Below are 25,163 nucleotides of genomic sequence, written 5' to 3' on the forward strand. Positions count from 1 at the left end.
GCCTGCACGCGTTAGGACGCGCCTCCTTCGAAGACCGGACGGGTTCGATCCCCGTGCCGGCCGGGCCGAAGAAAGAAGAAGAACCATGTCCCGCCACGCCTCCGAAAAAGGCCCGACGCAGCGCCAGCTGCGCGCGGGCGAGCTGATCCGCCATGCCATTGCCGGCCTTCTCCAGCGCGAGGAATTGCGCGACCCGGCCCTGACGGGCGTGATCGTCACCGTCACCGAAGTGCGCATGTCGCCTGACCTGAAGCACGCCAATGTCTATGTCGCGCCGCTCGGCCACACCGACGCCGCGCCGATGGTCAAGGGCCTTAACCGCGCAGCGAGTTTCCTGCGCGCCAAGTTGGGTCGCGAGATCGACATGAAATTCACGCCTGACCTGCGTTTCCACGCCGACGACCGCTATGACGCCGCCGAGAAGGTGGACGAGATCCTCGCCCGGCCGGAAGTCGCCAGAGACCTCGATAACGATCCCGATCACGACGAAGGCGATAACGTCTGATGGGCCGCCGCAAGAAGGGCCAGGACGTCGACGGCTGGATCATCCTCGACAAGCCCGCGGACATGACCTCGACCCAGGCCGTCACCGCCGTTCGCCGCCTGTTTGACGCGAAGAAGGCGGGCCATGCCGGCACGCTCGACCCGCTCGCCACCGGCCTGTTGCCGGTCGCGCTCGGCGAGGCAACCAAGACCGTCCCCTTCGCCCAGGAGGGTGAAAAGACCTACCGCTTCACCGTGAAGTGGGGTGAAAGCACCGACACGCTCGACGCCGAGGGCGAGGTGACCGCGGAAAGCGGTGTCCGCCCGTCCAGGACCGAGATCGAGGCCGTCCTCGATCGCTTCGTCGGCGAGATCGACCAGATCCCACCGGCCTATTCCGCCATCAAGGTCGATGGCGAGCGCGCCTATGACCTCGCCCGCGCGGGCGAAACCGTCGAGCTCGACGCCCGCCCCGTCACGATCCACGAACTCAAGCTTCTGGACGCCCCGACGGCCGATCTCGCCGTGTTCGAAATGCGCAGCGGCAAGGGCGCCTATGTCCGTTCCATGGTGCGCGATATCGCTGCTGCGGTAGGGGCGGAGGGGCATGTTGCGGCGCTGCGCCGGATCCGCGTTGGCGGCTTCGCGATCGACGCTGCGGTATCGCTGGACGAATTGACGGAAATGGCCCATAAGGGCCGCGCTTTGGAAGCCCTTTTCCCGGTCGAGACCGCGCTGGACGACATCCCGGCCCTGGCCGTGACCGAGGACGAGGTCTTCAATTTGAAGCAGGGACGCCCGATCGTCCTCCTTCCGCGGCAAGCGCAGGAATTGCGTGCGCAGCGGCGCCCTCGTGAGATCGCTGGCAAGGACGCCTCGAAACTCGCCGTGGCGATGTGGGGCGAAACGGCGGCCGCCATTGGCGAAGCCCGCGCCGGCAAATTCCAGCCGGTCAGGGTCTTCAATCTGACACCGAAACGGGCCTGACGCCCGCACTGAGAAAGGAATGACCGATGTCGATTACGCAAGAGCGCAAGAGTGCGCTCATTTCCGAACATGGCCAGAAGTCGGGTGATACCGGTTCGCCGGAAGTTCAGGTCGCAATCCTGACCGAGCGGATCGCCAACCTCACCGAACACTTCAAAACCCACAAGAAGGACAATCATTCCCGCCGGGGCCTTCTGAAGCTCGTCTCGCAGCGCCGCCGCCTTCTCGACTATCTGAAGGCGAAGGATCATGGCCGCTATGCGAGCCTCATCGAAAAGCTGGGCCTGCGCCGCTAGTCGCCGCGTAGCGTCCACCCCTTCAGACGAAACGGGAATTCTGTACGCAAGATATGTTTGAGATTCACAAGGAAAGCATCGAGTGGGGCGGTCGCACGCTCACCCTCGAAACCGGGCGCATGGCCCGTCAGGCCGATGGCGCAGTGCTCGCCACCTATGGCGAAACCACGGTCCTCGCGACCGCCGTCGGCGTCAAGAACGTCAAGCCGGGAGCCGATTTCTTCCCGCTGACCGTCAATTACCAGGAGAAGTATTTCGCCGCGGGCAAGATCCCCGGCGGCTTCTTCAAGCGCGAAGGCCGGCCGACCGAAAAGGAAACGCTGACCTCCCGACTGATCGACCGCCCCGTTCGTCCGCTCTTCCCGAAGGGCTTCAAGAACGAGGTCCAGGTCATGGTGACTGTGCTGTCGCATGACCTCGAGAACGACCCGGACATCGTCGGCATGATCGGCGCCTCCGCGGCCCTCACCCTGTCCGGCCTGCCCTTCATGGGCCCGATCGGCGCCGCGCGCGTCGGTTACAAGGACGGCGAATTCATCCTCAACCCGACCGATGACCAGGTGCCGGAATCGGAACTGGATCTCGTGGTCGCCGGTACCGGCGATGCGGTGATGATGGTGGAATCCGAGGCCAGGGAATTGTCCGAGGACGTCATGCTCGGTGCCGTCATGTTCGGCCACCGGGAATTCCAGCCGGTGATCGACATGATCATCCGCCTCGCCGAGAAGGGTGCGAAAGAGCCCTGGGACTTCGCCCCGGAAGACCATTCCGACGTCGAGGCCCGGATCCGCAAGCTCGTCGGCAAGGATTTGGAAAAGGCCTACACCATCACCGACAAGACCGAACGCTACGCCGCTGTCGGCGCTGCGCGCGACAAGGCGGTGGCGGAGCTGGGTGTGACCGAGGACCGTCCCGACGGGATCGACGGCACGGTGCTGAAGGATGCCTTCAAGGCGGTGGAAGCCTCCATCGTCCGCGGCGGCATCATCAAGACCGGCAAGCGCATCGACGGCCGTTCGCTCGATCAGGTTCGCCAGATCGTGGCCGAGGCCGGCATCCTGCCGCGCACGCACGGTTCGTCGCTCTTCACCCGCGGCGAGACGCAGGCCCTCGTGGTCACCACGCTCGGCACCGGTGAGGACGAGCAATTCATCGACGCGCTGACGGGAACGTACAAGGAGCGCTTCATGCTCCACTACAACTTCCCGCCCTATTCCGTCGGTGAGACCTCCTTCCGACTGGCTCCGGGCCGCCGCGAAATCGGCCACGGCAAGCTGGCCTGGCGGGCGGTGCGCGCGGTTCTGCCGAGCGCGGAAGACTTCCCCTACACCATCCGTCTCGTCTCCGAGATCACCGAGTCCAACGGTTCGTCCTCCATGGCGACGGTATGCGGCTCGTCCCTCGCGTTGATGGATGCGGGCGTGCCGATCGCGCGTCCGGTGTCCGGCATCGCCATGGGCCTGATCAAGGACCCGGAAGGCATTGCCGTCCTGTCCGACATCCTGGGTGACGAGGATCACCTCGGCGACATGGACTTCAAGGTGGCCGGGACCGAAGCGGGCGTCACCTCGCTGCAGATGGACATCAAGATCGCCGGCATCACCGAGGACATCATGAAGACCGCCCTCGACCAGGCCAAGGGCGGCCGCATGCACATCCTCGAGGAGATGAACAAGGCGCTGAACACCTCGCGCGGTGATCTCGCCGAGCACGCGCCGCGCATCGAGACGATCACCATCCCGGTCGACAAGATCCGCGACGTGATCGGTTCGGGCGGCAAGGTGATCCGCCAGATCGTCGAGGAAACCGGTGCCAAGGTCGACGTCAATGATGACGGCGTGATCAAGGTTGCCTCCGCGAATGGCGAGTCCATCCGCGCGGCGATTGCCTGGATCCGCGGCCTCACGGCCGAGCCGGAAGAAGGCGAGATCTACAAGGGCAAGGTCGTCAAGGTCATGGATTTCGGCGCCTTCGTGAACTTCTTCGGCCCGAAGGACGGTCTCGTCCACGTGTCGCAGATGCGCGAAGAACGCGTCAGCCATCCCAAGGACGTCGTGTCCGAAGGCCAGGAAGTCTATGTGAAGCTTCTCGGCTTCGACGATCGCGGCAAGGTCCGCCTGTCGATGAAGGAAGTCGATCAGGAAACCGGCCAGGAAAAGACCAAGGTCGGCGAGGAAGAAGAGGAATAATCCTCTCTCCCCATCGGTCCCTTGATCGAACCCGAAAGCCCCGGATGGAAACATCCGGGGCTTTTTGCTTTGAGCCTTCGCCGATATCCGGACCTGTCCGCTTTTTAATGTCGCGCCGCGAATCCCGCTCTATCTTCTGCGCCGATGGAAAAGGAGAGGCGCGCCATGCACGCACGCAACAGGTTCGCACGGGTCTTGGCCGCGATCGGCCTCGCAATGGGTCTGACCGCAACGGCCGCCGCGCAGGAGGCCTATCGCCTGCCACCACAGGAGGTCGTTGACATCGTCGACGCCCCGCTCCCGCCCTTTCCCTCGCTGTCGCCGAACCGCGATGTGGTGCTGCTGATGCACCGCGAGGCGCTCCCGCCGGTCTCCGAACTCGCCCGCCCGATGGAACGCCTCGCCGGCCTGCGCCTCGACGCGGCGACCAATGGCCGCCACGGCCCGCGCTCGGTCGTCGGTCTCAGCGTGATCGACCTCGACACGCAGGAAGAACGCCCCATCGCCCTGCCCGCCGACAGCGGCGTGTCCAACACCGTCTGGTCCCCCGATGGCACCGGGATCGCCTTCGTCCTGACCCGCGGCGACGCGCTCAGCCTCTGGGTCGCGGATATCGAGACCGCCACCGCCCGCGAACTCGTCGCCTCCGGCATCAATGCGGTCTTCTCTCCCATCTCCTGGATGCCGGACGGCGAACACCTGCTCGTCCACCTGACGCCGGACGGCCGCGGCCCGCTGCCCGAACGCCCGCGCGTGCCCGTCGGCCCGGTGACGCAGGAAGCCTCCGGCGTCGAGGCGCAGGTGCGCACCTATCAGGACCTGCTGACCGGTCCGGCCGATGCCGAACTCTTCGCCTGGCTCGCGACCAGCCAGCTCGCCCTCGTCGATGCCGGCACCGGCGACGCGGAGATGATCGGCGAGCCCGGCTTCATCTATGCCTCCGACCCCTCGCCGAACGGCGAATACATACTCGTCGGCGAGATGGAACGGCCCTTCTCCTATGACGTGCCGTGGTCGTCCTTCCCGGACCGCACCTATGTTCTCGACATGGACGGCGAGGAAGTCTCCACGATCGCGCGCCAGCCCGTCGCCGACTATGTGCCGATCGGCGGCGTGATCCGTGGCCGCCGGAGCATTTCCTGGCAGGCCTCCCATCCCGCCCGCCTGACCTGGGCCGAAGCGCTCGATGGCGGCGACCCGCGCGTCGAGGCCGCCCAGCGCGACAGCGTCTGGGCGCAGACCGCTCCCTTCACCGCAGAACCGGTGGAAATCCTGCGCACCGAAGACCGTTATTACGGCACCCAGTTCACCGAAGTGGGCCAGACCGGATTCGCCACGGAATATGACCGCGACACCCGCGTGATCCGCCGCTGGCTGGTCGATTTCGCCGACCCTTCGGTCGCGCCGCGGCTCGCCGAGGAGCGCAACATCCAGGACAGCTATGCCGATCCGGGTTCGCCGGTGACGGCGCGCAATGCATTCGGCCGCTCGGTCGTCGCCGTCACCGACGGCTATATTTACATGACCGGCGACGGCGCGACGCCGGAGGGCAATCGCCCCTTCCTCAGCCGGGTCAGCTTCGACAGCTTCGAGACCGAGGAGATCTGGCGCAATTCCGGGGAGACTCTGGAATCTGTCATCGGCCTCATCGAGATGGACGGCTCCGCCTTCCTGACCAGCTGGGAAGACCCGGTCACGCCGCCGAATGTCCGCCTGCATCGGGGCAGCGATGTGATCCAGCTGACCGATTTCGAAAACCCGCACCCGCAACTGAACGACATTCGCCGGGAGCTGATCACCTTCGAGCGGGAAGACGGCGTCATGCTGTCCTCGACCGTCTATCTGCCGGTCGGCTATCAGGATGGCGACCGTGTGCCGGTCGTCGTCTGGGCCTATCCGCTGGAATACAATGACGCGGCGACCGCCGGTCAGGTGCGCGGCAGCCCGTATGAATTCTCGCGCATTGCCGGGACCAGCCCGCGCTTCTTCCTGACCCAGGGCTATGCCCTGATGGAAGACGCGACCATGCCGATCGTCGGCTCTGACCCGCAGACGGTGAATGACAGCTTCATCGACCAGCTGGTCATGTCCGCCGAGGCGATCGTTGACGAGAGCGTCCGGCGCGGCTTCGGCGACGGCGAACGCGTCGCCGTGGCGGGCCATTCCTATGGCGCCTTCATGACCGCGAACCTGCTGGCCCATTCCGACATCTTCCGCGCCGGCATTGCCCGGTCGGGCGCCTATAACCGCACGCTGACGCCCTTTGGCTTCCAGGCCGAACGGCGGACCTATTGGGAAGCGCCGGAGGTCTATTACAACCTCTCGCCCTTCATGCACGCCGACCAGATCAACGAGCCGCTGCTGCTGATCCACGGCGAAATGGACAACAATTCCGGCACCTTCCCGCTGCAGTCCGAACGCATGTTCGCGGCGGTGAAGGGCAATGCCGGCACGGTCCGCCTCGTCATGCTGCCTTACGAGAGCCACGGCTATCGCGGGCGCGAGAGCGTGCTGCACACGCTGGCGGAGAGCTTCGACTGGCTCGACCGCTATGTCAGGCCGGAAGAAGACCCGATGGCCTCTGACGACGCGGAAGAGGCTTCAGACGGCGCGCAGTAGCCGTTCACAGCCGCAGGAAACCAGAAGCCCCGGTGGAAACGCCGGGGCTTTTTGCTTTCAGAAAGAATAGCGGAAGGCGAACCAGTTCTCGGCAAGGCGGCAGTAGCCAACCCTGATGAGTTCGTCGCTTTCGTAGGCAGCTTCGAGCGCCTGACAGTCTTCAAAGACGCGAACGTCCGCTCCGGATTCGCCTGCAGGATCGCCCTCAACATAGTAGGCAAGACCGACAATGCGGCCGCTGACCGCCATTCCGTATGAATAAAGGCCGATCCGGACTGAGCGCGTGTTTCCGTCGTCTGAGAAACTGACCGTTTCAAACCCCGCGCTGAGTGGTATCCCGTCGAAGATCCGGTCGCCGCGCTCATATCCGCGGTGGTCCTCTGTCGGCGCCTCCATCACGCGATCAACGACGATCTGATAGGCATCACGGTGGTGCCTGAACATCACCTCCGCATCCCAGACCGATGCCCGGTAGGTGTCGCCGCACGCCGACAGGCCCGCGGTCAACAAACCGAGCACGGCAATGCGGTGTGCTTTCATCCCAACCCTTCCCGATACCGCCGCGACCCGGGGGCGGTACCACGATTGGCATGGCTGCTACACCATGCTGTCAGACGAAAATCGATGGTGGCACCAGGCGGCCAAAAAGAAAATACTCCCGCGGTGCGATCCATCTGGACTTCTTGCTATTCTAGGTGAGTTATACAAACTGATAGTACGACCGCGAGGGGGATCGTATGCGGGAACTCGATCTAAGAAATCTGGATCAACGTGGGTTGGTTCTTCATTTTGGAACACCTGCCCACTCGATCTCTACAACGACATTTGCCACCGCTCTTGAAGAATTTGAGAACGCCGCTCGCGCGGCTGCTCGATTGGCGTCGCCGGAATACGACTTCGAACTTTATATCGAAGCAATTGCACCAGGGACATTTCGAGCGCTGGTTCGAGAAAAGCGAAAAGAGACGCTTCTTGCTGGCCGTAAATTGCTTGGAGGCGTCGCGTTGGCGCTCATTTCAGCAATCATTTATGACCGGTATTTTGATGGGGAGATAGTAACAATCACTGATAACTTTGTAGTGATTGAGCGAGGCGATGATCGGGTGGTGATGCCTCGCGACGTGTATGAAAAGTATAATGAAGCAGCAGACGCCGAAGAATTAGAAGAGCCGATCAGGAAGTTCGTCGCCTCCGTTCAGGCAGATGAAGAAGTTCAATACTTCGCTCTATCGGACGATATTAATCAGCCTGCGCCTATAGAAATTCCTCGCAACGATCTTGCGCGCATTACGCGTCCTCCCTCAAGATTGACCGAAACCGAAGATGCCAAACGAACCCGTACTCTAAAGCGAGAAATGGTCGGTGTTATCAAAGCGGTATTTGAGCGCGGACATCGTAAATGGCAATTCGTTTGGAATGGGCAAAAGATTAGTGCTCCAATCATCGACGAAAGTTTTTTTGACAAACTAGAATCGCGCGAAATCTACTTCGCGCAAGGAGATGGACTGATTGTTGACTTGATTGTTAGTGAACAGAAATTGCCCGGCCTAGAACTTTGGCAGCAGATAGATCATAAGATCGTCAAAGTGCATGATGCCGTACACGCGGCCCCACCTCTTAAGTTGCCTTTGTAGAGCACCTACTCCTCATCCCCCTCCATCGAGGGCACGGCGACGGCGTGGAAGCCGGCATCGACGTGAAGCGTTTCACCCGTGCAGGAATGTCCGAGATCGGACAGCAGGTAGAGCGCCGCGCCAGCAACGCCTTCCATGCGCGTGTCTTCCTTCATCATCGACCATTCGCGGCCGGTGCGCATCAGCGCCTTGCCGCCGGTGATGCCGGCCATGGCCAGCGTCCGCATCGGCCCGGCCGACAGCGCGTTGACGCGGATGCCCGACGGGCCGAGATCGCGCGCCATGTAGCGCGTGGAGGCCTCGAGCGCGGCCTTGGCCACGCCCATCACATTGTAGGACGGCACGACCCGCTCCGACCCGAGATAGGTCAGCGTGATCATCGATCCGCCATCGGGCATCAGGCGCGAGGCCCGCTTGCCCGCATCGACGAAGGAGAAGGCGGAGATTTCCATCGCCCGGCGCCAGCCCTCTCGCGTGGTATTCTCGGTGAAAGAGCCGACCAGCTCGTCCTTGCCGGCGAAGGCGATGGCGTGGACCAGAAAGTCCATCTTGCCCCACTTTTTCTCGATCGCCGCGAAGCAGGCATCCATCGAGGCATCGTCCGTCACGTCGGCCGACAGCATGAAGGGTTCGCCGCCGAGGCTCTCCACCAGCGGACGCACCCGGCGCTCCAGCGCCTCGCCCTGGTAGGAGAAGGCCAGCTCCGCGCCCTGCGCGGCGAGCTGCTGGGCGATGCCCCAGGCGATCGAATTCTTGTTGGCGACACCCATGACAAGCCCGCGCTTGCCCTTCATCAGATCGCCCTTGGGGAATACCGGGTCGGTCATTGCTGTGCCTCGCTTGTGCTCTAGACCTTGGAGAAGACGACGGTGCCGTTCGTCCCGCCGAAGCCGAAGGAATTGGACATGGCGGTGTTGATCGCCGCATCGCGCGTTTCCGTCACGATCGGCAGATCCAGTTCCGCGATCTCCGGATCCATCTCGAAACAGTTGATCGACGGCGCGACAAAGCCGTGCTGCATCATCAGCAGCGTGTAGATCGCCTCGTGCACGCCGGCGGCGCCCAGCGCATGGCCGGTCATCGCCTTGGTGCCGGAAATCATCGGCGCATTGCCGCCGAACACCTCTTTCACCGCCTTCATTTCCGCGATGTCGCCGACCGGCGTCGCCGTGGCGTGCGGATTGAGATAGTCCGGCGCGGCCTTCACGGTTTCGAGCGCCAGCTTCATCGAGCGGATCGCGCCCTCGCCCGAGGGGGCGACCATGTCATAGCCGTCCGAGGTCGCGCCATAGCCGGTGATTTCGGCATAGATTTTCGCGCCGCGCTTCTTCGCCGCCTCGTATTCCTCGAGCACCAGCACGCCCGCGCCGCCGCCGCCGACGAAACCGTCGCGGTCCTTGTCGAAGGGGCGGGAGGCCTGCTGCGGCGTGTCATTATACTTGGTCGACATCGCGCCCATGGCATCAAAGAGGTTGTAGAGACCCCAGTGATTCTCCTCGCAGCCGCCAGCGAACATGACGTCCTGCTTGCCCCACTGGATCTGCTCCGCCGCCGCGCCGACGCAGTGCAGCGAGGTCGTGCAGGCCGAGGTGATCGAGTAGTTCACGCCGAGAATCTTGAACGGGGTGGCCAGCGTCGCCGAGGCGGTCGAGCTCATCGCCTTGGGAACCGCGAACGGTCCGATCCGGCGCGGACCCTTTTCCCGCGTGATGTCGGCGGCATCGATGATCGTGCCGGCCGAGGGGCCGCCCGACCCCATGATGATGCCCGTGCGCGGATTGGAGACGGTGGTGTCTTCCAGCCCGGCATCGGCGATCGCCTGCTGCATCGCCATGTAGTTCCAGCCCGCGCCCTCGCCCATGAAGCGGTAGACGCGCTTGTCGACATGTTCGGCCGGATCGATGTCCGGCTTGGCCCCGACATGGCATTTGAAGTTCAGACGGGCGAAATCCTCCATGTGGCGGATTCCGCTGCGGCCGTCCTTCAGGGATTGCGTGACCTCCCCGGCAGTGTTGCCGATGGGGGAAATCACGCCGAGACCCGTCACCACGACACGACGCATGCCTAGCTCCTCTTGAGTTTCGGTCCGGTCCGCCGGTCAGGCGCCGGCACCGTCCGCTTTCATCTGGTCTGCGGAAAACAGGCCGACGCGCAAATCGCTGGCCGTGTAGATCAGCTTGTCGTCGGCAAACACCTTGCCTTCGCCAATGCCCATTTTCAGGCGCCGGTCGATGACCCGGCTGAGATCGACCTCGTAGCGCACCGTCTTGATGTCCGGCGTCACCTGGCCGGTGAACTTCACCTCGCCGACGCCCAGCGCGCGGCCGCGCCCGGGCATGCCGCGCCAGACGAGCCAGAAGCCCAGCAATTGCCACATCGCGTCGAGGCCGAGACAGCCCGGCATGACGGGATCGCCCAGGAAGTGGCACTGGAAGAACCAGAGGTCCGGGTGGATGTCGAGTTCGGCGACAGCCTGGCCCTTGCCGTGCGCACCGCCCTCCTCCGTGATGGAGGTGATGCGGTCGAACATCAGCATGGGAGGGGCCGGCAGCTTGCCGTTTTCAGGGCCGTGCAACTCGCCGCGGGCAGAGCGCATCAGGTCGTCGATACCAAGCGAATGAAGTCTTTCGGTCATACCGTGTCCGGTCGGGGCCGGAACACTTGAAGTCAGGCCCGAAGGCCCGGCATCCCGGCGGTCAATATGTGTCAGCCCGGAGCGGTATCATGGGGGGAGGAGGCGCTCAAGGCGGGGTTGCGCTGCGCTGCGGCAGCCGGCCCGCCCCGCTCGCTGTCGTAAATACCCCATAAGGTTGAAACATCGGCCCAGCCACGATGGCCCTGTGCCTCGATCCGGCACCAGCCGTCGCGGCAACGCTCCAGCCACATCACCGCCCCGGCATCGGCGACGGCCTCGACCGGCGCGCCGTCTGCAGGGCGCACCAGCAGCGCCGTCTCGTTCAGTGCGATCACCGACCGGCGGGCCGACAACAGGCTGCGATGCATCCAGGTGACCTCGCCATCGGGGTCGCGCACGCGGCGCCAGTCGGCGGTTTCCGCGATCACTTCCATCGGCAGGCCCGCACGCACATAGCGCCACACGATGGGATGCGCCTGTTCCGGTCCGGCGCGGCCATTGGCCACCCCCGCCTTCAGCGACACGAAGCGCGGCACAGGAAAGCCCGACGGCGTCGGCGCGTCCTGCGCGGCCACCGGCGCGCAAAGCACCAGCGCCGCCAGCAGGATCGGTATCAGTCGGTTCAGCCCCATGGAGGATTTGTGGGCGCGCCATGGTGAATTCGCGGTAAACGGAACCGCCTATGGGTCGGGCACCGGATCAATCCCGGTTTCCGCAATCGCCGCATCCAGCCGGTCGAGAATGGCGATGAAGCTCGCGCTCAGCGCAGGCCCGCTCCGGCCCTCTGCCTCGGCATAGAGCCGGTAGAAGGCCGTCGGCGATTCGCGCATCACCCCGGCCAGCCGCTCGCGCCCGTAATGGGCTTCGATCTCGCGGGCGATGATGTATCCGACATTGTAGTTGCGCTCATCCCCGGTGAAGCCGGCGAAATAATGCCGCCGCGGATCGGTCGTGGGGTCATTGGCCAACTGATAGAGCGAGGCTTCGAACAGGGTGAAGAGGTTGGCGCGCTCGCCGACACCGCGCTCCAGCCTGTCCTGAAAATAGGCCAGCATTTCCCCGTCGCCCTCGAAGTCTGCCGGGTTGGCAACCCAGGTCGCACTGCCTTCGAGATAGCCGTAATTGAGATATTCCAGCGCCCGCCAGTCGGTCTCGCTCAAGGCCTCTTCCAGACCCTCGGGAACTGGCCGCATCGCGCCTTGCGCGCCGTGATAGAGCTCGTGAACGAGCACCAGTTCCAGCGCGGGCAGATCGTCATGCATGCGGTGAAAGCCGATATAGAGGACCGGGTCGCCAAAGGCGAAACCGGCTGAATTCACCCCCATCACGAAAACGCTCTGCAACGGCGTGTCATACCCGGCGGGCACATAGGCCGCCAGTCGTTCGCACGCCGGAGCCATCAGCGCGTCCGGATCGGCGCGCAGCGGCGTCAGCGACGCCTCCATCGCATCAAGCGTTTCATCATCCGGGAAGGGATAGACCGGATCCTCGATCTCCGCCTCACTCCCGGCCTGCCACGCGATCAACTCCTCACGCAGGCGCCCGGTCGTGGACCGGTCCTCGTGTACCTGCGTCTGCTTGCGCACGATGGCCTGCACGGACGGCAGCTCCAGTGCCGCTTCGACATCCGCCTCGCCGCCCTCGCCGCGCAGGATCGGGGTCAGCGCGTCGAGCGCGGTAAAGTCGAAACCGATGGTGAAATCGCCGCACGGAAAGTCCTCGGCGGACGCGCTCGCCGCCGTCAGGCCCGCAGCGAGCGCTGCGGTCAGAAGGGATTTCATGGAGTGTCCTTTCTCCTTCCCGGCGCGGAAGATATCCCGCCGGAGAAGGAGAAACACCGGTCTCACGAAATCTTTATCTGCAACATCCAGGGAAGGATCAGCAGCCGCGGAACTGACCGTTCACCCAATAGGTGCAGCCGTCCTGGCGATTGAAATAATAGTATTGCCGCGCCTGCGGGTCCCAGTACTGCTCGGAATGCTGCGGATTGTTCTGGTTCCAGCGGCAGCCGCCATCGGCCCGGCACCCGGCATAGGCCCCGCCGGCCGCGCCGATCACGCCGCCGATGATCGCCCCGGTCTCGGCGTCGCCGGAACCGGTATTGTTGCCGATAATGGCCCCGGCGGCAGCACCCAGCGCCGCACCGGTCAGCGCGCCGCGCTCCACATTGCCGGTCTGGGTACACGCCATCAGCGGCAGGGCGGTCAGTGCGATCAAAAGCTTTTTCATGACACGATCCTTTCACGGGTCGAGAGAGCGCCGCCGGAAAAAGGTCTGGCGGGTCGAATCACATCTCATGGTGGCGCGCGATTGTGGCAAATCTTGCGCGGCATGTCGGCGCAGAACTAGCTGGGGAGCGTCACCCGCCGCATTGTCAGATTGATCCGCCCGCCGCCCGGCACCAGCGTCGATGTGCCGGGATAGATCCGGTCGACGCCGTGATAGCTGCGCCTTGCCGCCTCGCCGAGCACCACGACATCGCCTGAGCTCAGCACCACCGAGGCGGTCGGCCCCTTCCGTTCCGGCCCGCCGATGCGAAACCGTGCCTTGTCGCCGAGCGAAACGGAGACGACCGCTGCGTCCGTCGCTTCCTCGTCGAAATCGACATGCAGCCCCATCCGGCTGCCTTCCCGGTACCAGTTGACGAGACAGGCCTCGGGCGGCGCGGGATAGTTCGCGACCGCATTCCAGAGCGTCATCAGCGCGTCCGGCATCGCCGGCCAGTTCTGGCCCGTCTCCGGATGGGCCGGCTCGTAGCGATAGCCTTTCGCCCGGTCCGTCACCCAGCCGAGCGGGCCGAAATTCGTCATCGTGACGGACAGGGGCTGGCCGGTCCGCGGCATGGCCGGCTGGAAGAAAGGCGCGCCCGCCTCTGCCGCGGCGAACACCGCCGCGATCAGGGCTTCCTGCTCACCGCGGTCGAAATAGCCGGGCAGGAAGCGGAAGCCATCGGGCGGCGTGAAGGCAGGTCGCGGGTTCATCAGGCGGAAAATGGCGTGAGGCCCGCGTCACTTCCACCCGGAATGTGCTGCACCCGTCACCGCAGCCAATATCCCCACGCCCCTTGCGGGGATCACGCGCCCTCCCTAAATCCCCTGCCGAACCGGGCTTCCGGTGCGAACCAGTTTGAACAGTCCAGGCCAAACGCCTGAAACCGGGGGGTTTTCAGCGACGGCGGCGGCGCTCCGGGCCGCGTCCTCTCCATGAAACCCTGCCCAAGAAGAACGGGAGTGAGTGAGCTTATGAGCAAGGTGATCGGCATCGACCTCGGCACGACCAATTCCTGTGTCGCCGTCATGGAAGGCGGGCAACCGAAGGTCATCGAGAATTCCGAAGGTGCGCGGACGACCCCGTCCGTCGTCGCCTTCACCAAGGACGGCGAGCGCCTGATCGGCCAGCCGGCCCGCCGCCAGGCGGTGACCAACCCCGAACAGACCTTTTTCGCGATCAAGCGCCTGATCGGCCGCAAATTCGGTGACCCGACGGTCAAGAAGGACGCCGCCATGGTGCCCTACAAGATCGTCAAGGCCGACAATGGCGATGCCTGGGTCGAGGGCCGCGACAAGACCTACGCGCCGTCGGAAATCTCCGCCTTCATTCTCACCAAGATGAAGGAAACCGCCGAGGCCTATCTCGGCGAGACCGTCACCCAGGCCGTGATCACCGTTCCGGCCTATTTCGATGACGCCCAGCGTCAGGCGACCAAGGACGCCGGCAAGATCGCCGGGCTCGAAGTCCTGCGCATCATCAACGAGCCGACCGCGGCCGCGCTCGCCTATGGCCTCGACAAGGGCGAGAACAAGACGATCGCCGTCTACGACCTCGGCGGCGGCACGTTCGACGTCTCGGTTCTGGAAATCGGCGACGGCGTGTTCGAGGTGAAGTCGACCAATGGCGACACCTTCCTCGGCGGTGAGGATTTCGACCTGAAGATCGTCGATTACCTCGCCGATGAGTTCAAGAAGGAGAACGGCATCGATCTCCGCTCCGACAAGCTCGCGCTCCAGCGCCTGAAGGAAGAAGCGGAAAAGGCCAAGAAGGAATTGTCCTCGGCCGCCTCCTACGAGGTGAACCTGCCCTTCATCACCGCCGACGCCTCGGGTCCGAAACACCTGACCATGAAGCTGTCGCGCGCCAAGCTCGAAGCGCTGGTGGACGATCTCGTCCAGCGCACGGTCGAGCCGTGCAAGAAGGCGCTGAAGGATGCCGGCCTGTCGGCTTCCGACATCGACGAGGTCATCCTCGTCGGCGGCATGACCCGCATGCCGAAAGTGCAGGAGACGGTGAAGAAATTCTTCGGCCGCGAACCGCACAAGGGCGTCAATCCGGACGAGGTCGTCGCCATGGGCGCGGCCATCCAGGCCGGCGTGCTGCAGGGTGATGTGAAGGATGTGCTGCTGCTCGACGTGACCCCGCTGTCGCTGGGCATCGAGACGCTGGGCGGCGTGTTCACGCGCCTGATCGACCGCAACACCACCATCCCGACGCGCAAGTCACAGACCTTCTCCACCGCTGACGACAACCAGTCGGCTGTGACCATCAAGGTCAGCCAGGGTGAGCGTCAGATGGCGGCGGACAACAAGCTGCTCGGCCAGTTCGATCTGATGGGCATTCCGCCCGCACCGCGCGGCGTGCCGCAAATCGAGGTCACCTTCGACATCGACGCCAACGGCATCGTCAACGTGTCGGCCAAGGACAAGGCGACCGGCAAGGAGCAGGCGATCCGCATCCAGGCGTCGGGTGGTCTGTCGGACGACGAGATCAACAACATGGTCAAGGACGCCGAGGCTAATGCCGAGGCGGACAAGAAGCGCCGTGAACTGGTCGAGGCCCGCAACGGCGCCGAGGCCCTGATCCACCAGACCGAAAAGCAGCTTGAAGAGTTCGGCGGCAAGGTCGGCGCGGATGAGAAGTCCGCGATCGAGACGGCGCTCAGCGAGCTGAAAGAGGTCAAGGATGGCGACGATGTCGAAACCATCCAGCAGAAGACCCAGGCCCTGATGCAGGCCGCCATGAAGCTGGGCGAGGCGATGTATGCCGCGCAGCAGGCCGAAGGCGGCTCCGATGAGGGCGGCTCTGACGGCAGCGCGTCGTCCGATGACGACGTGGTCGACGCGGAATATTCCGAAGTCGACGGCGACGACAAGAAGAGCGCGTAATCCCGCGAAACGAGTGCCGGGCGGCCTGATGGGTCGCCCGGCCCTTCGCATCGCAACAAGGGCGGGTCATGGCCTCGAAACGCGACTATTACGAAGTACTCGGCCTGCAAAGGGGCGCGGACGCGGCGGCGATCAAGAGCGCCTACCGCAAGCTCGCCATGCAATACCACCCGGACCGCAATCCGGGTGACGCCGAGGCCGAGGCGAAGTTCAAGGAAGTCGGCGAGGCCTATTCCGTCCTGTCCGACGACCAGAAGCGCGCTGCCTATGACCGCATGGGCCATGCCGCCTTCGAAGGCGGCCAAGGACCGTTCGGTGGCGGTGGTCAGGGTCCGTTCGGCGGCGGCGCCAGCGCGGCCGATTTCTCCGACATTTTCGAACAGATGTTCGGCGACGTCTTCGGCGCCGGCATGCGCGGAGGCCCGCGCGGCCGCCGCGGACCGGCACGGGGCTCGGACCTGCGTTTTGACCTCGAAATCTCCCTGCAGGACGCCTTCGCCGGCAAGTCGGAGACGGTGCGCGTCCCCACCGCTGTCACCTGCGAACGCTGCGAAGGCAATGGCGCGGAACCGGGCACCTCGCTCGAGACCTGTCCGCAATGCCATGGCCAGGGCGTGATCACCGGCGGCAACGGCATGTTCCGCATCCGCCAGACCTGTCCGCAATGCGGCGGCCAGGGCAAATATGTCGCGACGCCCTGCACCGAGTGCGACGGCGTCGGCCGGGTCCGCAAGACCCGCACGCTGAACGTCGAAATCCCCGCCGGCGTCGAGGACGGCATGCGCATCCGCCTCGCCGGCGAGGGCGAAGCCGGTCCCCAGGGCGGGCCGCGCGGCGATCTCTACATCTTCGTCCACATTGCCCATCACGACCTGTTCGAGCGGGACGGTCCGAACCTTTACTGCCGTGCCACCGTGCCGATGGTCACCGCCGCGCTCGGCGGCAATGTCTGCGTGCCCGTGGTCGATGGCGGCAAGGTCGAGTTGAAAGTCCCGGCCGGCTCCCAGACCAACAAGCGCATGAAGCTGAAGGGCAAGGGCATGCCCCGCCTGCGCAGCGGTCCGCGCGGCGATCTGATCGTCGAGCTGTTCGTGGAAACCCCGCGCAATCTCTCCGACCGGCAGAAGGAATTGCTCCGCGAGTTCTGTGAGCTCTCGGGCGGCAATTGCAATCCGGACTCGGAAAGCTTCGTCGGCAAGGCCAAACGCTTCTGGGACGACCTCACCAGCGATGACGGCCGCCCGAACGTTTAGGAGCGTTCGCAGGAAAAGTGGGTACCGGTTTTCCGTTTCGCGAACGCGACCACCAAAAATATTCCCGCTTTGCCTAGGGCGCGCTGAGATACCAGAGCGCCGCGGTCTCGATCTCCTTCAGATCCGGCTTGCGTCCGTGCAGCGCGGCGTCGCGCGTCACCGACCCGATCAGGGTCAGGACGAATCCGGCCCGGGCCTCGGCGCGATCGGCGCGAACCACGCCCCATTCGGACAACAGCAGGCCGGCTTCGCGGCGCAGCCCCGGATCAGCCGAGACAGGATCCGGCAGTGCGCCGCCCTCACCGATCAGCACACGGACAAGCGGACAGACCCCGCGTTCGAACCCGTCCATCGCCCGCGCCACCTGTTCGATCCAGCCGCGCACATCCCGGGTCGGCCGCGCCTGCGCACCCAGCAGCGACAATCGCGAAAGCAGCGCCGCCTGCTGCCGCTGCAGAACCGCATCGACCGCCGCGGCCTTTCCCGCGAACCGGCCATAGAAGGCCCCGGTGGACACACCGGCCCGCTTCGCCAGTTGCGGCAGGGTGAGGGTTGCGAGGCTGCCATCGGCGGCGGCGGCCGTGATCACTGCGATCAGCCGGTCATACGTGCGCCGGCTGCGCGTCTGCCGCGGCGGTATGACCGGAGCGCCCTGAATCGCCATCTCATGACATCCGGTTAAGTCCCTGTTTTTCCTTCGACAGGGTCAACTGCCAATTCCGAACAGTATTATTATTCGAATTTCGGGAGCGGGGCGAGTCATACCCATTGCCGGACCGGGTCGAACCAATGCCCGGCCAGGAGTGGGCCGCCCTTCGGTGAAGTGAATTCACTTGCCGTCTTTTTGCTTGAGGCGCCGCATCCGGCCCGCCTAGTCTCCGGCGGGACGGGAGGAGGCGCGGTTGGAAGCCTTGGCCATCCTGATACTCGGTGCGTTCGGCCTGATGCTGATCGGCGCCATTCTCGGCTGGATCGCGTTTGCGCGAACCGGATCGATGCAGCGCGAGATCGCCGGGCTTCGCGCCCGGCTGGACGCTCTGGCCTACCCCGCGGTGAAAACGCCGGCCCCGGCGGAGGCGGCTCCGCAACACTCCGTACCCGAATCGACTCCGTCCGCAGACCGGGCGGAATCGGCCGTGCCTCGCGATACGGAAGACTCTCCGCCACCGATACAGCCCGAACCGGTCGCAGAACCCCGACCGGCCACGCCGTCGGCCCGCCCCCTGTCCGGAATCGAAGCCAGCCTGACCGGCAATTGGCTGGTCTGGGTCGGCGCGGCCGCGCTCGCGCTCGGCGGGGCCTTCCTTGTGAAGGCCGCCGTCGATATCGGCCTGTTCGGTCCGGCCATGCGCATCGGCGCGGCCCTGCTCGCCGGTTTTGCCATGATCGGCGCAGGCGAATGGCTCCGCCGTCACCCCGCCCGCCTGCCCCTGCCGGGCAAGAGTGCCGCGCCCGCCGCGACGACCGGCGCGGGCCTGATCACGCTCTATGCCGCGATCTGGGCCGCCTTCGCGCTTTACGGCTTCCTGCCTCCGCTCCTCGCTTTCGCCCTGCTGGCTCTGGTGGCTGCGGGCGCACTGGCCCTCGCCCTCCTGCATGGCGGCATCATCGCCGCCTTCGGCATCGCCGGGGCGTTTGCCGTGCCGCTGCTGATCGGGTCGGACGACCCGAACGCGGCGGGCCTCTTCACCTATGTCTTCGCGGTGGCAGCGGCGGCGCTTGCCGTGGCCCGGGTCGCGCGCTGGACCTGGGCGGGCTGGATCGCGGTCGCCGGCGGCGCGCTGTGGCCGCTGGTCTGGCTTGTCCTTGCCTTCCGCTCCGATCAGGCCTGGGCGCTGTCCGCCTATCTGCCGGCCTTCCTCGCCGCAGCGCTCGCTTTCGGCTGGCGCGATGCGGACGATCCTCCGCCGGTCGACCGCAAGCTCAAGGATTGGTTCCCCTTCCCGGCCGGGCTGATCGGCGCCTGGTTCGGCGGCTTTGCCGCGCTGGGCCTGGCCGTCATGCTGGCCGATGCGGACGGGCATTCCCCGGTCACGCTGGCCGGGTTCGCGGCAACCGCCCTCATCGCGCTGATCGCGCCCTGGCGGAAGGAAGGCTTCGCCGGATTGGCCCCGGCCGCGGGCATCGCGACCGCCCTCGTCATCCTCGCCTGGCCGCAAAGCCTGTCCTTCATCGTCGATAGCGGGGTTGAGCTCGATCGCGCCTTCGCCCCCTTTGGAAGCCGCCCGGCTATCCCGGACTTCCTGCCCGCCTGCCTGATCGCGGCCTCGGTGTTCGGCCTGTTCGGGCGGTTCGCGCTGGCCCGCCTCCGCGTGAGGACGCCGATGGCGATGGCCGGGGCGATGACGCCTGTCCTGATTCTCGCCGCCGCCTGGTACCGGCTGGCCGGCGAACCGCAATCGGGCCTCTGGGGACTGGCTGCGCTCGCTCTGACCGGCCTTCTCGCGGGCGCAGCCCATGGCCTCCTGAAGGGCGAGGGCCGCGAACGTCAGCCCGGCGCGATCGCGGTCTACGCGCTGGCCTGTGCGGGCAGTGCCGGTCTCGCGGCCGGGTTCGCCCTCGATCAGGTCTGGATGAGCGCCGCCTTCGCGCTCGAGGCACTCGCGGCCGCCTGGCTGTGGCGCAAGCTCGGCCTGCCCGCCCTGAAAGGCGCGGCGCTGGTCTTCGGCGCGCTCGCCGTCTTCCGCCTGACCGTGCTGGGCGAGGCCTTCAACTACGATGTCGGCCCCTGGCCGATCCTGAACACGCTGCTGGTGGGCTATGGCCTGTCCGCGCTGGCCCTGTGGCAGGCCGCGCGCGAGCTGCGCGCCGGCGGAGACGATCCGGACAGCTGGCCGGTCCAGTCGCTGACCGGCGGCGCGCTCATCCTCGGTATCGGCCTCGTCTTCATGCAGATCCGGCACGCGCTGAATGCCGGTGACCTGGACGGCGACATCGCCGGCTTCCGGGAGTTTGGTCTTCACATTTCAAGTTGGGCGGCGACGGCTGCCGCGCTGCGCTGGCGGCTCGGCCCCAGACTCCGGATCGCGCCGCGCCTGATCGAAGGGACGACGCTGACCGGAGTGGCGCTTGGGCTGCTTGTCCTGACGCTGATCGTCAATGCCTGGTGGGGTTGGGGGACCGACCGGTCGGACATGCTGGCCGGCGTGCTTCTGGCTTACGCCCTTCCCCCCGTTTTCCTTATTGCCCACGCCATCGCACTGCGCCGGCAGGGATACCGCAAATGGAGCACGGCGATCGGTCTCGTTGGCGCGGCCGCCTTGTATCAGGCGGCGATCCTCATTATCCGATGGACGGCACACGGCGCACAGATGAACACCGCCCCCGTCCTGCCCGGAGAAAGTTGGGCCTATTCCGCGGTTACCGTGGGATATGCCACGGCTCTCCTGCTGATCGGCGCGTGGCGGCGCATGCCGGAGGCGCGCTATGCCGGGCTTGCCGGGCTGACGCTGGCGACGCTGAAAGTCTTCCTCTTCGACCTGTCGGGCCTCGACGGCGTGTGGCGTGCCTTTTCCTTCATCGGGCTGGGCGCGGCGCTCGTGGGTATCGGCATCCTCTATCAGCGCGTCATCGGCCCGATGGCCGCGCGGGAGAGGGCGGGTCCGGACTGACCCCGGCGAGGTCAGGGACTGACAGCGGCCCCGTTTTCCATTCCTTCACAGGATCGCTACAAAGCTCGCCAAATGTGATGCGAAGGGAGTCGGCCCATGGCTGTGAACATTGCCATTCTCGGCGTCTCGGGCCGGATGGGACACGCCATTGTCGGCGAGATCGCGCTCGACCGGCGCTGCAATCTGCATGGCGGGATCGTTCGCTCGGATTCCGAGTTCGCGGGCACTGACATTGGCGTGTTCGCCGGGACGGGCTTTTCCGGCGTGAGCGCCGTCGTGCGGCTTGAGGAGGGCGCCAAGGGCGCCCACGTCGTGATCGACGTCTCCGTGCCGGACGCCACGGTTGCCGCGGCCGAACGCCTCGCGGCCATGGGCGGGATCGCGATGGTGACCGGCGTGACCGGCCTCGACGCCGAACAGTTGGAACGCCTCAAGGCGGCCTCGGAGCGTATGCCGATCCTCGCCGCCCGGAACTTCTCGCTCGGTGTGGCCATTCTCGAGGATCTCGTCCGCCAGGCCGCTGCCGCGCTGCCGCTGCACCGCTGGGATGCCGAAATCGTCGAAACCCATCATCGCGCCAAGACTGACGCCCCGTCCGGCACTGCCCTGATGATGGGCGAAGCCATCGCCGAAGCCCGCAGTCAGGCCTTCGACCAGGTCGCCATGATGGGTCGCAGTGGTCAGACCGGCTATCGCCCGCCTGGGACGATCGGGGTCGCTTCGGTGCGTGGCGGCGCGGTGATCGGCGAACACGACGTGAAATTCCTGTCCGACTACGAAACCATCACGCTCAGCCATGTCGCGCATGACCGCAGGGTCTTCGCCCGCGGCGCCATCGATGCCGCGCGCTGGCTCGCCGGAAAGCCGCCAGGGCTTTATTCCATGCGCGATATCGTCTCCGGCTGACATCTCCCGACAGCGCTTTGACCACGCCCGACATTGACGCCGCACGCCTGCGGGGCGAAGAAGACATTCATACCCCGAAGGACCTCAAATGAGCCGCTCCAAACGCCTCGTCGACCTTGTCCGCGCCCTGAAGGAAGCCGCCCCGGGCGCGCTGACCGCCAAGGCGCTGGCCGAGCGTTTTTCGGTGTCGGAGCGGACGATCTACCGGGACATGTCGAAACTCATCGAGTCCGGCATCCCGATCGAGGGCGAGGCCGGCCTGGGCTATGTCCTCGCGCCGGGCGACGGACCGCCCATGCCGGCGCTGACCTGGCGTCAGGCCGAAACCCTGTGGCGCGGCGCGCGGATTCTCTCCCTGGTCGCCAAGGAGGAAGGCGCGCAGACCGCCGCGCGCTCGCTCGCCGCCCTGTCCGCCGTGCTGGGCGATGACCGGGTCCAGCGCCTCGCCGCCGAACCCGTCCTGCCGGAGCCCGGCGAGCTGAAACCCGTCCCGGCGGTGCTGGGCGCGCTCGAACGCGCCATCGCCGCCGGCCGCACCTTGCGGATCGACTATGTCGAACTCGACGAGAGCGAGATGAAGATCGAGGGCCGCCCCAGCGCGCTGACCACGCTTGGCGATGCCGTCATCCTGACGCTTCTGACCGAAGCTGGGCCGCGCCCGCTGCGCGCCGAACGCATCAAGCGCCTGACGGTGACGGCGGCGAACACCGGGCGCTGATCACCAGCTCCCCGTATTCTCCATCGACGCCCAGGGTTCCTGCGGCGCAAGCGCGTCACCCGATTGCAGGAATTCGATCGAGATCCCGTCCGGACTTTTCACGAAGGCCATCCGCCCGTCGCGCGGCGGCCGGTGGATGGTATAGCCCATGCCCTTCAGATGCGCGCAGATCGCATAGATGTCCTGCACCCGGTAGGCGAGATGGCCGAAATTCCGCCCGCCCGTATAGTCCTCGGGGTCCCAGTTATGGGTCAGCTCGATGCAGGGCAGGCCGTCCGGCACGCTGGTGCCGTCGATGTGAAACCCGCCGCGCTGGATGTCGCGCGGACTGGCCAGGAAGATCAGCGTGAACCGCCCCTTCTCGCTGTCCATCCGGCGCACTTCCTTCAGCCCCAGACCCTGGCAGAAGAAGCGCAGCGATTCGTCCACGTCGGAGATCCGCAACATGGTGTGAAGATAGCGCATGAAGAACCTCGCTTCGGTGTTCGGGACAATCAGTCAGGACGGGCGCGGCGCGCCCATTTCGGACGGCGGCGCTTGATCTCGACCTCCTCGATCGGCGTGCCCCGCGCGCGCATCATTGCCGCCTCGAAGCCTTCCGGCGCGCGGCGGTAATAGAGGCTCGACGCAATCATGCCGGACACCGCCCAGGTGCCGACGAGGCCGAAGGCCATGAAGAACATCCAGGGATAATAGCCAGGCGCGAACACGTCCGACGCCCCGGTCGCGGCGCGCACCCCCTCCCAGATCGTGTTGAGCAGGAACAGGCCCGGAAAGGTCAGGACGACCGCACCGAGCAGCGCCCCGGCGGCATAAAGCGCCCAGCGCGGCTCGTTGGCCGAGACATAGATGCGGACGAAATCTTCCCGTCCGACACCGGCGACGGTTCCCGGACGGTCGATACGGCGGGCGTCATATTCCTCCCCGGCATCCTTCAGGAGGGCGACGCGCGCCAGCGCCCAGCGCAGGATCAGAAGACCGGCGGTGATGAGGGCGATGGACAGGGCGATCAGGAAGATGTTCGGCATCGCCCCTATCTAGGGCGTTTTCGCGCCGCTTTCATCCCTTGAGTGCGGAACGGGCTGTCACCCCCTTCTCCCCTCGGGGGAGAAGGTGGCCGAAGGCCGGATGAGGGGTTTTCTTCAAGTCACCCCTCACCCCGGCCCTCTACCCCGGGGGGAGAGGGGGAAGGCCAAGCGCTACCCCGCCGCTTCCCAGGTCAGCATGGCGCGCTTGCGTTCCACGCCCCAGTGATAACCGGTCAGCCGGCCGTCCGACGCCAGCACCCGGTGGCACGGGATCAGGAAGCTGACCGGATTGGCCCCGACCGCCGCGCCGACGGCGCGCGACGCCTTGGCGGTGCAGACCTGTTCGGCGATCGCCTTGTAGGTCGTGGTCGCGCCGGGCGGAATGGACAACAGCGCCCGCCACACCTGGCGCTGCCATTGTGTGCCGTAAAGGGCGAGCGGAATGCGTTCGCCCGCACGCTCGAAGATGCGCGTCGCCCAGGCCCGCGCCTCATGATCGTCGCGGAGATAGGACGCGGCCGGATAGCGCGCATGCAGATCCTCGAACCCGGTCTCGCTCCGCCCGTCGGTGAAGGCCAGCGCGGAAAGCCCGCGCGGCGCAATCAGGAAGACGCCGTCGCCGAACGGCGTCGGCGCAACGCCCCAGGTAAACTCCAGCCCCTCCCCCTTGCGCTTGGCATCGCCCGGCGTGATCGCCTCGTGCGCGATGAAAAGGTCGTGCAATCGCCCCGGCCCGGACAGGCCAGCCTCGAAGGCGGCGTCGAGCACGCTGGCACCATCGTCGATGGCGTCGCGGGCCGCGCCATGGGCCAGCGCGCCAACATAGCGTTTCGGGGAGACACCGACCCAGCGGGTGAAGACGCGCTGGAAATGGTGCGGCGACAATCCCGCCGCGCGCGCAGCCTCGGCGAGATCGGGATGTTCCTGCCAGCGATCGCCGAGATAGTTGAGCGCCTCGGTGACGCGCGGATAGTCCCGCGCGGCGGCTTCGACATCGTAGGAATGGAGGGTTGCGGTCGTCATGATGGCGACCTTGCCCCGGCCTGGACCGGCGCGCCACCCGCTTCTTGCGGCGCTTTCGCGCGGGTCAGCGCCCGTGCCACGGCATCGGCGAGGTCCTCGCGCTCGGGCGGCGACAGGAAGCTGCCCAGCACCAGCGACCGTCCCCGCACACCGAGCGAGAACTGCACATGATGTTCGCCGCGGTCGGCCACCTGTGCGCGGACCCAGGCGGTCGGCATCACATAATGGCGCACCTGTCCGTTTGGATGGCGGCGATGCACCAGGACGTGGCGGCGATCGATCCGGATCAGTTCGCGCCGCCGCCCGTCGCGGTAGCTGATCCTGAACGCCAGCCAGACCAGGACGACATCGATGCCGAAAAAGAACGGCACCGGCCACGCCCCGATCACGAAGAAGACGATCCCGGCCACGAAGCTGACGCCAATCAGTGTCGCCATCAGCGCCACAAAGCCGGGGCTGGGAAGCGACCGGTTGGGCGCCAGAACCGCGTCGAGAAACAATTCGCCCTCGGGCGGGGGCGGCGGCTCGGCCTCGGCGGGCCAGGTTTCCACGACCGTTGTCATCGCCGGCAGGATATAGGCGGGTGCGCGTTTTTGGCAGGTGACGATTTCACCCGGCCCGG

Annotated in this window: 24 protein-coding genes; 11 read left to right on the forward strand and 13 right to left on the reverse strand. The window is 65.7% G+C overall.

Annotation, left to right across the window (positions count from 1 at the left end; genetic code table 11):
* The first annotated feature begins 85 nt into the window (after positions 1-85).
* The 5 genes from rbfA (at position 86) to ACFOOR_RS08235 (ending at position 6,574) form a co-directional block, all read left to right on the forward strand.
* Positions 86-505, forward strand: coding sequence for a 30S ribosome-binding factor RbfA (rbfA, locus tag ACFOOR_RS08215; protein WP_343164408.1), 420 nt, complete (start codon positions 86-88; stop codon positions 503-505).
* On the forward strand, positions 505-1,470 hold the full coding sequence (truB, locus tag ACFOOR_RS08220; RefSeq protein ID WP_343164409.1) for a tRNA pseudouridine(55) synthase TruB: 966 nt from the start codon (positions 505-507) through the stop codon (positions 1,468-1,470). Before rbfA ends, truB begins: the two co-directional genes overlap by 1 nt.
* A gap of 26 nt (positions 1,471-1,496) precedes the next feature.
* A complete protein-coding gene (gene rpsO, locus ACFOOR_RS08225) occupies positions 1,497-1,766 on the forward strand; it encodes a 30S ribosomal protein S15 (RefSeq protein WP_343164410.1) in 270 nt (89 codons plus the stop codon).
* Between the two features lie 53 nt (positions 1,767-1,819).
* Positions 1,820-3,955, forward strand: coding sequence for a polyribonucleotide nucleotidyltransferase (pnp, locus tag ACFOOR_RS08230; protein WP_343164411.1), 2,136 nt, complete (start codon positions 1,820-1,822; stop codon positions 3,953-3,955).
* Between the two features lie 165 nt (positions 3,956-4,120).
* Positions 4,121-6,574, forward strand: a complete 2,454-nt coding sequence (locus ACFOOR_RS08235) for a S9 family peptidase (protein WP_343164412.1) — start codon at positions 4,121-4,123, stop codon at positions 6,572-6,574.
* A 57-nt stretch (positions 6,575-6,631) separates the two neighbouring features.
* Here the strand turns inward: ACFOOR_RS08235 and ACFOOR_RS08240 are convergent, their stop codons facing one another.
* On the reverse strand, positions 6,632-7,114 hold the full coding sequence (locus tag ACFOOR_RS08240; protein WP_343164413.1) for a hypothetical protein: 483 nt from the start codon (positions 7,112-7,114) through the stop codon (positions 6,632-6,634).
* Positions 7,115-7,311: 197 nt separating this feature from the next.
* Here ACFOOR_RS08240 and ACFOOR_RS08245 point away from each other — a divergent pair, with 197 nt between their 5' ends.
* Positions 7,312-8,208 carry a hypothetical protein gene (locus tag ACFOOR_RS08245; protein ID WP_343164414.1) on the forward strand — a complete coding sequence of 299 codons (897 nt, stop codon included), beginning with the start codon at positions 7,312-7,314 and terminating at the stop codon, positions 8,206-8,208.
* Positions 8,209-8,213: 5 nt separating this feature from the next.
* Here ACFOOR_RS08245 and ACFOOR_RS08250 read toward each other — a convergent pair whose 3' ends face one another.
* The 7 genes from ACFOOR_RS08250 to ACFOOR_RS08280 form a co-directional block, all read right to left on the reverse strand.
* Positions 8,214-9,035, reverse strand: coding sequence for an enoyl-ACP reductase FabI (locus ACFOOR_RS08250; protein WP_343164415.1), 822 nt, complete (start codon positions 9,033-9,035; stop codon positions 8,214-8,216).
* Positions 9,036-9,055: 20 nt separating this feature from the next.
* Complete coding sequence (gene fabB, locus ACFOOR_RS08255; protein ID WP_343164416.1) at positions 9,056-10,270, reverse strand: beta-ketoacyl-ACP synthase I; 1,215 nt, start codon at positions 10,268-10,270, stop codon at positions 9,056-9,058.
* A 36-nt stretch (positions 10,271-10,306) separates the two neighbouring features.
* Positions 10,307-10,843 (reverse strand): bifunctional 3-hydroxydecanoyl-ACP dehydratase/trans-2-decenoyl-ACP isomerase, encoded by a 537-nt coding sequence (fabA, locus tag ACFOOR_RS08260; protein WP_236956544.1) that lies wholly within the window; start codon positions 10,841-10,843, stop codon positions 10,307-10,309.
* Between the two features lie 71 nt (positions 10,844-10,914).
* Positions 10,915-11,475 (reverse strand): SH3 domain-containing protein, encoded by a 561-nt coding sequence (locus ACFOOR_RS08265; protein ID WP_343164417.1) that lies wholly within the window; start codon positions 11,473-11,475, stop codon positions 10,915-10,917.
* A gap of 48 nt (positions 11,476-11,523) precedes the next feature.
* Positions 11,524-12,624, reverse strand: a complete 1,101-nt coding sequence (locus ACFOOR_RS08270) for a DUF5700 domain-containing putative Zn-dependent protease (protein ID WP_343164418.1) — start codon at positions 12,622-12,624, stop codon at positions 11,524-11,526.
* Between the two features lie 97 nt (positions 12,625-12,721).
* Positions 12,722-13,072, reverse strand: a complete 351-nt coding sequence (locus ACFOOR_RS08275) for a glycine zipper domain-containing protein (protein ID WP_343164419.1) — start codon at positions 13,070-13,072, stop codon at positions 12,722-12,724.
* 116 nt (positions 13,073-13,188) lie between these two features.
* Entirely contained in the window at positions 13,189-13,824 is a 636-nt protein-coding gene (locus ACFOOR_RS08280; protein ID WP_343164420.1) for an alpha-ketoglutarate-dependent dioxygenase AlkB, read from the reverse strand.
* Between the two features lie 261 nt (positions 13,825-14,085).
* Here ACFOOR_RS08280 and dnaK point away from each other — a divergent pair, with 261 nt between their 5' ends.
* Positions 14,086-16,002, forward strand: a complete 1,917-nt coding sequence (gene dnaK, locus ACFOOR_RS08285; protein ID WP_343164629.1) for a molecular chaperone DnaK — start codon at positions 14,086-14,088, stop codon at positions 16,000-16,002.
* Between the two features lie 68 nt (positions 16,003-16,070).
* Entirely contained in the window at positions 16,071-17,255 is a 1,185-nt protein-coding gene (gene dnaJ, locus ACFOOR_RS08290; protein ID WP_343164421.1) for a molecular chaperone DnaJ, read from the forward strand.
* A gap of 73 nt (positions 17,256-17,328) precedes the next feature.
* On the opposite strand, the gene ACFOOR_RS08295 is transcribed toward dnaJ, so the two are convergent.
* The gene (locus ACFOOR_RS08295) at positions 17,329-17,919 is read right to left on the reverse strand and encodes a TetR/AcrR family transcriptional regulator (RefSeq protein ID WP_343164422.1); all 591 of its coding nucleotides are present in this window, start codon (positions 17,917-17,919) and stop codon (positions 17,329-17,331) included.
* A gap of 238 nt (positions 17,920-18,157) precedes the next feature.
* Between ACFOOR_RS08295 and ACFOOR_RS08300 the strand changes: the two genes are divergently transcribed.
* The 3 genes from ACFOOR_RS08300 to ACFOOR_RS08310 all read left to right on the forward strand — a co-directional run bounded on the left by ACFOOR_RS08300 (position 18,158) and on the right by ACFOOR_RS08310 (position 22,490).
* Positions 18,158-20,866 (forward strand): DUF2339 domain-containing protein, encoded by a 2,709-nt coding sequence (locus ACFOOR_RS08300; RefSeq protein ID WP_343164423.1) that lies wholly within the window; start codon positions 18,158-18,160, stop codon positions 20,864-20,866.
* A 96-nt stretch (positions 20,867-20,962) separates the two neighbouring features.
* Positions 20,963-21,772 carry a 4-hydroxy-tetrahydrodipicolinate reductase gene (gene dapB, locus ACFOOR_RS08305; RefSeq protein WP_343164424.1) on the forward strand — a complete coding sequence of 270 codons (810 nt, stop codon included), beginning with the start codon at positions 20,963-20,965 and terminating at the stop codon, positions 21,770-21,772.
* Positions 21,773-21,860: 88 nt separating this feature from the next.
* A complete protein-coding gene (locus ACFOOR_RS08310) occupies positions 21,861-22,490 on the forward strand; it encodes a helix-turn-helix transcriptional regulator (protein ID WP_343164425.1) in 630 nt (209 codons plus the stop codon).
* Here the strand turns inward: ACFOOR_RS08310 and ACFOOR_RS08315 are convergent, their stop codons facing one another.
* The 4 genes from ACFOOR_RS08315 to ACFOOR_RS08330 all read right to left on the reverse strand — a co-directional run bounded on the left by ACFOOR_RS08315 (position 22,491) and on the right by ACFOOR_RS08330 (position 25,092).
* Positions 22,491-22,955 (reverse strand): VOC family protein, encoded by a 465-nt coding sequence (locus tag ACFOOR_RS08315; protein WP_343164426.1) that lies wholly within the window; start codon positions 22,953-22,955, stop codon positions 22,491-22,493.
* Between the two features lie 29 nt (positions 22,956-22,984).
* Entirely contained in the window at positions 22,985-23,518 is a 534-nt protein-coding gene (locus tag ACFOOR_RS08320) for a hypothetical protein (RefSeq protein ID WP_343164427.1), read from the reverse strand.
* 171 nt (positions 23,519-23,689) lie between these two features.
* Positions 23,690-24,541 (reverse strand): bifunctional helix-turn-helix domain-containing protein/methylated-DNA--[protein]-cysteine S-methyltransferase, encoded by an 852-nt coding sequence (locus ACFOOR_RS08325; protein ID WP_343164428.1) that lies wholly within the window; start codon positions 24,539-24,541, stop codon positions 23,690-23,692.
* A complete protein-coding gene (locus ACFOOR_RS08330; protein WP_343164429.1) occupies positions 24,538-25,092 on the reverse strand; it encodes a DUF2244 domain-containing protein in 555 nt (184 codons plus the stop codon). The genes ACFOOR_RS08325 and ACFOOR_RS08330 overlap by 4 nt, the downstream gene beginning before the upstream one ends.
* Positions 25,093-25,163: the final 71 nt, after the last annotated feature.

The organism is Hyphobacterium vulgare (assembly GCF_042643335.1).
Lineage (GTDB): Bacteria > Pseudomonadota > Alphaproteobacteria > Caulobacterales > Maricaulaceae > Hyphobacterium > Hyphobacterium vulgare.

Bases quoted from the DNA above. Each gene is read 5' to 3' on its own strand.
- ACFOOR_RS08320 (WP_343164427.1), bottom strand. From the start codon at position 23,518: ATGCCGAACATCTTCCTGATCGCCCTGTCCATCGCCCTCATCACCGCC.
- ACFOOR_RS08315 (WP_343164426.1), bottom strand. From the start codon at position 22,955: ATGCGCTATCTTCACACCATGTTGCGGATCTCCGACGTGGACGAATCG.
- dnaK (WP_343164629.1), top strand. From the start codon at position 14,086: ATGAGCAAGGTGATCGGCATCGACCTCGGCACGACCAATTCCTGTGTC.
- truB (WP_343164409.1), top strand. From the start codon at position 505: ATGGGCCGCCGCAAGAAGGGCCAGGACGTCGACGGCTGGATCATCCTC.
- ACFOOR_RS08270 (WP_343164418.1), bottom strand. From the start codon at position 12,624: ATGAAATCCCTTCTGACCGCAGCGCTCGCTGCGGGCCTGACGGCGGCG.
- ACFOOR_RS08250 (WP_343164415.1), bottom strand. From the start codon at position 9,035: ATGACCGACCCGGTATTCCCCAAGGGCGATCTGATGAAGGGCAAGCGC.
- ACFOOR_RS08280 (WP_343164420.1), bottom strand. From the start codon at position 13,824: ATGAACCCGCGACCTGCCTTCACGCCGCCCGATGGCTTCCGCTTCCTG.
- fabA (WP_236956544.1), bottom strand. From the start codon at position 10,843: ATGACCGAAAGACTTCATTCGCTTGGTATCGACGACCTGATGCGCTCT.
- ACFOOR_RS08265 (WP_343164417.1), bottom strand. From the start codon at position 11,475: ATGGGGCTGAACCGACTGATACCGATCCTGCTGGCGGCGCTGGTGCTT.
- ACFOOR_RS08295 (WP_343164422.1), bottom strand. From the start codon at position 17,919: ATGGCGATTCAGGGCGCTCCGGTCATACCGCCGCGGCAGACGCGCAGC.
- dapB (WP_343164424.1), top strand. From the start codon at position 20,963: ATGGCTGTGAACATTGCCATTCTCGGCGTCTCGGGCCGGATGGGACAC.
- rbfA (WP_343164408.1), top strand. From the start codon at position 86: ATGTCCCGCCACGCCTCCGAAAAAGGCCCGACGCAGCGCCAGCTGCGC.
- dnaJ (WP_343164421.1), top strand. From the start codon at position 16,071: ATGGCCTCGAAACGCGACTATTACGAAGTACTCGGCCTGCAAAGGGGC.
- ACFOOR_RS08235 (WP_343164412.1), top strand. From the start codon at position 4,121: ATGCACGCACGCAACAGGTTCGCACGGGTCTTGGCCGCGATCGGCCTC.
- fabB (WP_343164416.1), bottom strand. From the start codon at position 10,270: ATGCGTCGTGTCGTGGTGACGGGTCTCGGCGTGATTTCCCCCATCGGC.
- ACFOOR_RS08310 (WP_343164425.1), top strand. From the start codon at position 21,861: ATGAGCCGCTCCAAACGCCTCGTCGACCTTGTCCGCGCCCTGAAGGAA.
- rpsO (WP_343164410.1), top strand. From the start codon at position 1,497: ATGTCGATTACGCAAGAGCGCAAGAGTGCGCTCATTTCCGAACATGGC.
- ACFOOR_RS08245 (WP_343164414.1), top strand. From the start codon at position 7,312: ATGCGGGAACTCGATCTAAGAAATCTGGATCAACGTGGGTTGGTTCTT.
- ACFOOR_RS08240 (WP_343164413.1), bottom strand. From the start codon at position 7,114: ATGAAAGCACACCGCATTGCCGTGCTCGGTTTGTTGACCGCGGGCCTG.
- ACFOOR_RS08325 (WP_343164428.1), bottom strand. From the start codon at position 24,541: ATGACGACCGCAACCCTCCATTCCTACGATGTCGAAGCCGCCGCGCGG.
- pnp (WP_343164411.1), top strand. From the start codon at position 1,820: ATGTTTGAGATTCACAAGGAAAGCATCGAGTGGGGCGGTCGCACGCTC.
- ACFOOR_RS08275 (WP_343164419.1), bottom strand. From the start codon at position 13,072: ATGAAAAAGCTTTTGATCGCACTGACCGCCCTGCCGCTGATGGCGTGT.